The following is a 1621-nucleotide window of genomic DNA, read 5'->3' on the forward strand; positions in this document are numbered from 1 at the left end:
CTCCTTGATGATCGCCAGCGGTGCGCCGCCGCAGGACGCGGCAAAGTAGGACGGGGACCAGAAGTGGTCGCCCCACAGGTACGTGCGGATGTGGCCGGGGAACTCTCCCCCAGCCTTCGGCCGGGAGGTGCCCCCAGGCGGAGCCTGCGGGCTGAGACGCCCTTGAGGGAGCCGACCAGCCGGGAGATGGCGGCCTTGGGCGGGTAGTGCACGAGCAGGTGGACGTGATCGCGCTCGCCGTTGAACTCCACCAGCTCGGTTTCGAAGTCGGCGCACACGGCCCGCATGATCTCTTCGCAGCACGTAAGGATCTCGTCGGTGAACGGGCCGCGCCGGTACTTGGGCGTGAAGACCAAATGAGCATGGAGGGTATATACGACCGTGCCGCCCCTACGGATGTCGGGGCTTGGCTCCCAGCGGTGACATAGACCAACTGTAGTACGATGCCCGGCATGAAGATCGTGACGCAGGTGAAGCTGATGCCGGAGGCCGACCAGGCCGCCGCGCTGTCGGCGACCCTGCGCACGGTCAACGACCTGGCGTGCTGGGTTTCCGAGGTGGCGTTCGCCCATGGTGTGCCGCGTGAGTACGAGCTGCGCAAGCACACGTACCCGCGCCTCAAGGCCGAAGGGCTCGGGGCGCAGGCGGCGCAACACGTGATCAAGAAGGTGCGCGATGCGTACACGACGCTGCACGCCAACATCCGCGCCGGAAACCTCGGCAAGCCGAAGTCGAAGCGCCGGATCAAGGCCGGGTCGAAGCCGATCACGTTCCGTCCCGAGGCCGCGCAGCCCTATGACGACCGGTGTTTGAGCTGGCAGTACGACGCACAGACCGTGTCCATCTGGACAACTGCCGGGCGCCTCAAGAACGTCCGCTTCGTCTGCTCCGCCGACGCGCTCAAGACGCTCCGCGAGTACCGCAAGGGCGAGGCGGACCTGATCGAGCGTGACGGGGTCTTCTACCTGATCGCCACCTGCGAGGTCCCCGAGGCCGAGACGTACGAGCCGGACGGCTTCATCGGCGTGGACCTCGGCATCGTCAACATCGCCACCACGTCCACCGGCTACCAGGCCGCCGGGCGCGGTCTCCACCGCTACCGCAAGCGTCAGCTTGCCCTGCGGGCCAAGCTCCAGAAGAAGCGCACCAAGTCCGCCAAGCGCCGGTTGAAGGAGCGCTCCCGCCGCGAACAGCGGCACGTCAAGAACACCAACCACATCATCGCCAAGACGATCGTGACCGAGGCTGAACGCACCTCGGCCGGGATCTCCCTGGAAGAACTCAAGGGAATCCGGCAGAGGGTACGGCTTCGCAAGCCCCAACGGGTCGCACTCCACTCCTGGGCCTTTGCCCAGCTCGGAGACTTCATCGTCTACAAGGCCAAGCGGGCAGGCGTGCCCCTGGTCTTCGTTGATCCCGCGTACACGTCGCAGACGTGCGCCGAGTGCGGCCACGTCGACAAGCGCAACCGTGTCGACCAGGGGCTTTTCATCTGCCGGGGGTGCGGGGTCGTTGCCCACGCCGACCGGAATGCTTCCCACAACATCGCCACCCGTGGCGAGACCGTGTGGAACGCGGGGCGTGAGTCACGCGTCCCTGCCACCCCATAGGGGTGTCTGGA

The 1621-nt window shown here is 66.5% G+C and carries 2 protein-coding genes and 1 pseudogene; 1 reads left to right on the forward strand and 2 read right to left on the reverse strand.

The window, feature by feature from the left end; translation table 11 throughout:
* Positions 1-90, reverse strand: a 90-nt coding sequence (locus IEZ19_RS54435) for a transposase (RefSeq protein WP_506005023.1), incomplete at its 3' end; no start/stop codon positions are given.
* Positions 91-191: 101 nt separating this feature from the next.
* A pseudogene (gene tnpA, locus IEZ19_RS54440) lies at positions 192-572 on the reverse strand (IS200/IS605 family transposase); the annotation flags it as partial.
* Between tnpA and IEZ19_RS49750 the strand changes: the two are divergent.
* Positions 453-1610, forward strand: coding sequence for an RNA-guided endonuclease InsQ/TnpB family protein (locus IEZ19_RS49750; RefSeq protein WP_189317951.1), 1158 nt, complete (start codon positions 453-455; stop codon positions 1608-1610). The pseudogene tnpA and the gene IEZ19_RS49750 sit on opposite strands and share 120 nt — an antisense overlap.
* Positions 1611-1621: the final 11 nt, after the last annotated feature.

This window comes from Streptomyces brasiliensis, assembly GCF_014647875.1.
GTDB lineage: Bacteria > Actinomycetota > Actinomycetes > Streptomycetales > Streptomycetaceae > Streptomyces > Streptomyces brasiliensis.